Origin of the sequence: Propionivibrio sp. (genome assembly GCF_017995515.1) — a bacterium.
In the GTDB taxonomy this organism is placed as follows: Bacteria; Pseudomonadota; Gammaproteobacteria; order Burkholderiales; family Rhodocyclaceae; genus Propionivibrio.
In genome coordinates this window covers 2,195-8,462 of sequence record NZ_JAGOIT010000130.1, presented here as the reverse complement: position 1 = coordinate 8,462, position 6,268 = coordinate 2,195, and the positions used below count along the sequence as shown (strand labels likewise).

Below are 6,268 nucleotides of genomic sequence, written 5' to 3'. Positions count from 1 at the left end.
GGGTCCTTGGCCGTCTTGCCGGAATCGGCGTTGGCGTAGATCAGGAGTTGCAGCCAGCGTTGCAGCTGGCGCCGGCCGAGCACCGCAATGGCGTGGCGCAGCGAAGTGATGCGCGTCGTCAGTCCGTTCGCCGCTGAGTTGGTCAGGCGCAGCAGATCGAGTGTGAGCCCCGGTTCGTGCTTGAACGCATTTTCGATTTCGCCGGTGTCGGCATCTTCCATCGCCAGTGCAAGCAGGCGCATCAGCGAGAGCTGCGCGGGCTTGAGCTTCTGGCTCAGATTGAGCGCCGGCCGGGCGAAGAAATAGCCTTGAAAGAGGTCGAAACCGAGCGACTGGCAAAGCTCCAGCTGGCGGGCGGTTTCTACGTTTTGCGCGAGCAGCTTTTTGTTGCCGGAACGCAGTTGGCCGATACGCGCGGCGAGTGCAGCAGCGTCGGCCACCGCCACATCGATCGCGACGATCTCGGCGAGCTGGACGAGCTGCGTGGGCGCCGTCTCGCGGTCAGCCGCGTTGTCGGTGGCGCCGTTGTCGTGCACGGCCAGCGCGAAACCCTTGTCGACGAGCTGGCGGCAGCGTTCCAGAACTTCGTCCGTCGGCGCGAGGCCGGCTTTGAGCTTGAGCACGACGAGCGCCGGCGAAAACGTTTCGATCAGCTCGCTCAGCAGGAAGTCGCGATCGACCTGGATGAAGGCGCGATAGGGACCGAGCGGCTGCTCGCTCGCGGGCGCGGCAAAGGCTTGCGCGAGCGGGGTGTCGATGTTTTCGCCGGCACCTTCGCTGACGATCATGCCGTCTTGCAGCACGAGCGCAAATGCGAGCAACTGCTGCTCGCGGCCCAGGATCGGCTGGCGGCCAAGATAAAGCAGCGTGTTCGCTGGATTCGTTGAGTCAGTCATTCAGTCAGGGCGAATACGGTCCCGTGCGGGTGTTGACAGGCGGGCGACGGCGTCACGTGGCGGGTTCGCGCGCCAGGTTGTTGGCCCACGTCAGGGCGCGCGTCAGGCAGTTGTTGGCGTAGTGCGCGTCGATGTCGGGCAGGTGCGCAAGAATCGTCTCGGCCTGCACGTGATCCTCGTTTTCGAGGGATTCGATCAAGGTCAGCAGATTGCCGAGGATGCCGCCGCGGCTGAGCAGCCCGTCCTGGACCGGCTTGGCGACCGGCAGCTGGGCCAGCACTTCGTCCATGCTGACGCTGGTCAGCGTGGGCATCAGCGAGAGTATGCCGACCATGAACGCCTGGTCGATCAGTTCGCGGCCACCTTCCTTGATCCCGGGCGCCTTGTCGACCAATAGCTCCATCAGGCGGCCGCGCGTCGCCGCCAGCTGCAGCAGCGGATTGACGGTCGGCGCATTACTCGATGAGCCGCTATACAGCAACAACTGCAGCCAGCGTAGCAATTGCCGGCGGCCGAGAATCGTGATCGCGTGGCGCAGCGACGTGATGCGCGTCGCCATGCCGCTGCCGACCGAGTTCGTCAGGCGCAGCAGATTGACCGTCAGCACCGGCTCCTGCTTGAACACCTTTTCGATCTCGCCGATGTCGGCGTCGTGGCTCAACAGGCCGAGAAGACGGATCAGCGCCAGTTCGGACGCCTGCAGGTGTTTGCCGCTAATCACCGTCGGGCGGGCGAAGTAGTAGCCCTGGAAAAGGTCGAAGCCGAGGTCGTGGCAGAGTTTCATCTGCTCGACGCTCTCCACCTTCTCGGCGAGCAGCGTCTTGCCCAGCGGCTTGAGGTTGGTAACGAGTTGCTGCAGTCGCGCCGGTTCGATGCGGCTGATGTCGATCTTGATCACCTGTGCGAGTTTCAGGAGCTGGCGATTCTGGTCCAGCGACTCCGGCCGCTCGCGCACCGCGAGGATGTAGCCGGCGAAGCGCAACTGTTCGCAGCGCACGACCATTTCCGGCGTCTGCGCCACCGTCTCAAGGATCTCGAGCACGACCGAGTGTGGCGGCAACGCGTTGATCAGATCGCTGAAGAGCAGACCCTGATCGACCTTGATGAACCCTTGGTACGGCCCGAGCGCGTCGGCCATCGAAAACTCGGTGAAGGCGTGCGTGATGACCATCGCCGTCGCCTGGTTGCCATCGACAAAGCTGGCGAAGTTGCCGTCTTCGGCCTTGCTGCTGCGGAACAGGAGTTCGTAGGCGAAGAGTTGCTGTTTGCGGTCGAGAATCGGTTGGCGGCCGAGGAAAACCTCTTGCAGAACGGTGTCGGACATGGGATTCACCTGTTGGCGTGCGGGGAACCAATAAATCTTAGCATCAGAAGCACGCCTTCGCTCCCCGGCGGGAAGGGACCATCAACCTCGATCGCCGTATGTATCCCCGATCCGGAAGCGACGGAGTCCTGCCGCGCTCAATTTCTCGGTTATCCATAAGAGTCCGTGGCCGCGAAACATCTGAACACAACCTGATTACGTGCGCTGGATTAATATTCCACGCTTCTTTGTCAGCTGAATTGCTTCGGCCGCGTTTTCAATGGTCGGGCGTCTCGCCTTCGGTTAGAATCTCACGATTGTTTTTTTCGCTGTTTTCTGCGCTTTTCTGCAGCTTTCTTTTGGTGCCTGATTAAATGAACATGATTACTGGATCCATTGTTGCCATTGTCACCCCGATGCACGAGGACGGAAGTCTTGACCTCGAAGGCATGCGCCGCCTCGTCGACTTCCATGTGCAGGAAGGCACGGATGCCATCGTTTCGGTCGGTACCACCGGCGAGTCGCCGACGGTCGATGTCGAGGAACATCACGAAGTCATCCGTGCAACCGTTGAACAAGCGGCCGGCCGGATCCCGGTGATCGCCGGTGCCGGCGCCAACTCGACGGCCGAAGCGATTGACTTGACGCGCTTTGCCAGGGAAGTCGGCGCGGATGCGGTGTTGTCGGTGGTTCCGTACTACAACAAGCCGACGCAGGAAGGTCTGTACCAGCACTTCAAGGCGGTGGCCGAGGCGGTCGACATTCCGGTGATCCTCTACAACGTCCCCGGACGTACCGTTGCCGACCTGAGCAACGAAACCGTATTGCGCCTGGCACAGATTCCGAACATCGTCGGCATCAAGGATGCGACCGGTGGTTTCGACCGCGCCTGCGACTTGATCGCGCGCGCACCGAAGGATTTCGCCGTCTACAGCGGCGACGACGCCAGCGCCATCGCCTTGATGCTGATGGGTGGCAAGGGCAACGTCTCGGTCGTCGCCAATATCGCCCCGCGCCTGATGCACGAAATGTGCGTCGCTGCACTTGCCGGCGATCTGGCCAAGGCGCGCGAATTGCACTTCCGCATGCTGGGTTTGCATCGCCAGCTGTTCTGCGAAGCGAATCCGATCCCGGTCAAGTGGGCGTGCGCGCAGCTGGGGCTGACCGAGGCCGGCATTCGTCTGCCTTTGACGCCGCTTTCGAAGGAGTGCCACGAACGCGTGCTCGGCGCCATGCGCCAAGCCGGTCTGGCGGTTTAACCTCAGGTATTCAGTTCAGGGATTTTCAATGATTCGCGTAGTCTTGCGATTGACGCTTTGTGCGTTGGCGGTCAATCTGGCCGCCTGCAGCAGTATCGGGATCGAGAGTAAAAAGATCGATTACAAATCGGCTTCGGCGACAAAGGTTCCGACGCTTGAAATTCCTCCGGATTTGACTTCGCCCGCGCGGGACGACCGCTTTGCCGTGCCGGATACGGTCGGCAAGGGGACCGCGTCTTATTCCGAGTATGCCGGAGAGCGTTCGCCGCAGGCGCGCGCGCAACAGCAGAGCGATGTTCTGCCGAAGATCGACAAGGCTCATATCGAGCGCTCGGGAAATCAACGTTGGCTCGTCGTCGAAGGTACGCCCGACAAGCTTTGGGACCAAATCAAGGAGTTCTGGCAGGAGACGGGTTTCCTGATCAAGCTTGAGCTCCCCGAGGCTGGCGTGATGGAAACCGACTGGGCGGAGAATCGCGCCAAGATCGGCGACAGCGGATTGCGCGACCTGCTCGGGAAAGTGATCGACTCGCTGTACTCGACACCGGAGCGCGATAAATTCCGGACGCGTTTCGAACCGGGCGCGCAGCCCGGTACCACGGAAATCTACGTCAGCCACCGCGGCATGTATGAGATCTACGTAACGGAAGGCAAGGATTCCACACGCTGGCAGCCGCGAGAAGCCGATCCCGAACTCGAGGCAGAGATGCTGCGCCGTCTGATGGTCCGCTTCGGTTCGGACCAAAAGCGTGCGGACGCGGAACTCGCAGCAACCAGGACCAAACCGGTTGATCGTGCGAAGCTCGCCCGCGGCAACGATGGATCCGGGACGCTCGAACTGCAGGAGTCCTTCGATCGCGCGTGGCGCCGTGTAGGTCTGGCGCTCGATCGTGTCGGCTTTACGGTTGAAGATCGCGATCGCTCGAAAGGACTGTACTTTGTCCGTTACGTCGATCCGGAAGCAGATGTCGAGGGCAAGAAAGATGGATTCCTCTCCAAGCTTGCATTCTGGAAGGACGGTGCACCGAAGCCGGAGACGAAATATCGCATCTACGTGAAGTCCGCTGGCTCATCAACGACGGTTCAGGTCTTGTCGCCCGAAGGCGGGGTTGATCAGTCGGATACCGCGAAGAAAATCCTTGGCTTGCTTTATGACCAGTTAAAGTAGTCGAGCAGGAATCAAAGGCAGGTCAGCTTCGTCTGGCCTGTTTTCTTTTGTGCATTGCGAAATTCGCAGATCGGTTCAGTCAATGCGTTTTGCGTCTTTGGGCAGTGGCAGTAGCGGAAACTCGCTGGTTGTGGAAGCAGGAGCATCGCGGGTATTGCTCGACTGCGGCTTCTCGGTCAAGGGTGCGCTCGAAAGACTGGGTCGCCTTGGCTTGGCGGCGGAAGATCTCGCGGCAATCCTCGTCACGCATGAGCACGGCGATCATGTCTCGGGCGTTTTCCGGTTCGCCGGCCGTTTCGGCATTCCGGTTTATCTGACGCATGGCACTCACGCGGCGATTACGCACACGGCGGGCTGCGTGCCGCCGTGTCGGCTGATCGACACGGCGGCAGCCTTCTCCATCGGCGCGCTCGAGATTCAGCCTTTCCCGGTGCCGCACGACGCGCGGGAGCCGGTTCAATATGCATTCAGCGACGGCAATCGTCGGCTTGGCGTTTTGACCGACAGCGGGTCGATCACGCCGCATATCGCTGAGGTTCTCCAATCGTGCGACGCGCTCGTGATCGAATGCAATCACGACGCGGAACTGCTGGCCGCATCCACCTATCCAGCGATGCTCAAGGGGCGGATTTCCGGGAACTTCGGGCACCTGGAAAACACGCAGGCAGCAATGTTATTGAAGCAGATCGAAACGCGGCGGCTTCGCCATGTGATTGCCGCGCATCTGAGCGAACAGAATAATCGGCCGGATTTGGCTCGGGATGCACTTGCTTCGGCTCTGAACTGTGCGCCTGATTGGATTGGTGTCGCGACCCAGGAGAACGGGTTTGGCTGGCGTGGTCTTGCTTAAGCTGCCTTTGGCGCTGCGGTAAAGATACAGGACAAAAAAAGCCGGCGAAAACCGGCTTTTTTGGCTCAGGAAGCAGGAATTACTTCTTGGCTTCTTCGGCGGCCGGTGCGGCGGCTTCTGCAGCAGGTGCTGCCGGGGCTTCAGCAGCCGGGGCGGCGGCTTCAGCGGCCGGGGCAGCAGGAGCTTCAGCAGCCGGCGCGGCGGCTTCAGCGGCCGGGGTAGCCGGGGCAGCAGGAGCTTCAGCGGCGGGCGCAGCGGCTTCAGCAGCCGGAGCGGCGGGGACTTCTTCCTTTTTGCCACAAGCGGTAAGGGTCAGAGCAACGAGTGCGGCAACGAGGAGCGAGTTTTTCATTTGGACATTCCTATCAGGTAAAAATTACAACAACGAACGACATGCTTACTGGTTGACTGATTCCAAGAAATGCACTGAATCAGTACGAGACATTATATCAGGCGAAAACTGGTCGGGCTGGCGCTGAGTTGCATGAAACGGAGCGGTTTGTCGATGTCATGCTTGCGGAAAGGGCCGGTTCTCTCGGAACACGCGGTTTGAACGACCATCGGCGCGCAAGGCAATCGGAACCAAAATCTGTCCGTCCTTGGTAGAAGGGTAAGCCTTGGCCAGCCTCATTGCAGGTGTCACCGTGAGGCGATTGGCCCATCGCCAAAATGAACCTGAAAACCTCACCGCAAAGGCGCGAAGGCGCGCGGCCTTCCTGCTTGGCGCGGACGGGGTCGAAATCGACGAACCACGACTTGAAGAGCGCCTGCGCGATGGCTTCGAACGTGGCG

General features: G+C 60.7%; 6 protein-coding genes. 3 read left to right on the top strand and 3 right to left on the bottom strand.

Going from position 1 to position 6,268, the window contains the following annotated elements; all coding sequences use genetic code 11:
• Positions 1 to 896 (bottom strand): EAL domain-containing protein (locus KBA32_RS15440; protein ID WP_294360752.1); only part of this gene is annotated, 896 nt, incomplete at its 3' end.
• A 52-nt stretch (positions 897 to 948) separates the two neighbouring features.
• Entirely contained in the window at positions 949 to 2,220 is a 1,272-nt protein-coding gene (locus KBA32_RS15435; RefSeq protein ID WP_294360749.1) for an EAL domain-containing protein, read from the bottom strand.
• A gap of 359 nt (positions 2,221 to 2,579) precedes the next feature.
• Here KBA32_RS15435 and dapA point away from each other — a divergent pair, with 359 nt between their 5' ends.
• The 3 genes from dapA (at position 2,580) to KBA32_RS15420 (ending at position 5,476) form a co-directional block, all read left to right on the top strand.
• On the top strand, positions 2,580 to 3,458 hold the full coding sequence (gene dapA, locus KBA32_RS15430; protein ID WP_294360755.1) for a 4-hydroxy-tetrahydrodipicolinate synthase: 879 nt from the start codon (positions 2,580 to 2,582) through the stop codon (positions 3,456 to 3,458).
• A gap of 28 nt (positions 3,459 to 3,486) precedes the next feature.
• Positions 3,487 to 4,626 carry an outer membrane protein assembly factor BamC gene (gene bamC, locus KBA32_RS15425; protein WP_294360746.1) on the top strand — a complete coding sequence of 380 codons (1,140 nt, stop codon included), beginning with the start codon at positions 3,487 to 3,489 and terminating at the stop codon, positions 4,624 to 4,626.
• Positions 4,627 to 4,708: 82 nt separating this feature from the next.
• Complete coding sequence (locus tag KBA32_RS15420) at positions 4,709 to 5,476, top strand: MBL fold metallo-hydrolase (RefSeq protein ID WP_294360742.1); 768 nt, start codon at positions 4,709 to 4,711, stop codon at positions 5,474 to 5,476.
• Positions 5,477 to 5,555: 79 nt separating this feature from the next.
• On the opposite strand, the gene KBA32_RS15415 is transcribed toward KBA32_RS15420, so the two are convergent.
• Positions 5,556 to 5,828, bottom strand: coding sequence for a hypothetical protein (locus KBA32_RS15415; RefSeq protein WP_294360740.1), 273 nt, complete (start codon positions 5,826 to 5,828; stop codon positions 5,556 to 5,558).
• Between the last annotated feature and the right edge of the window lie 440 nt (positions 5,829 to 6,268).

Excerpts from the sequence above, each read along its gene's own strand:
- KBA32_RS15435 (WP_294360749.1), bottom strand. The coding sequence starts at position 2,220 with ATGTCCGACACCGTTCTGCAAGAGGTTTTCCTCGGCCGCCAACCGATT.
- dapA (WP_294360755.1), top strand. The coding sequence starts at position 2,580 with ATGATTACTGGATCCATTGTTGCCATTGTCACCCCGATGCACGAGGAC.
- bamC (WP_294360746.1), top strand. The coding sequence starts at position 3,487 with ATGATTCGCGTAGTCTTGCGATTGACGCTTTGTGCGTTGGCGGTCAAT.
- KBA32_RS15420 (WP_294360742.1), top strand. The coding sequence starts at position 4,709 with ATGCGTTTTGCGTCTTTGGGCAGTGGCAGTAGCGGAAACTCGCTGGTT.
- KBA32_RS15415 (WP_294360740.1), bottom strand. The coding sequence starts at position 5,828 with ATGAAAAACTCGCTCCTCGTTGCCGCACTCGTTGCTCTGACCCTTACC.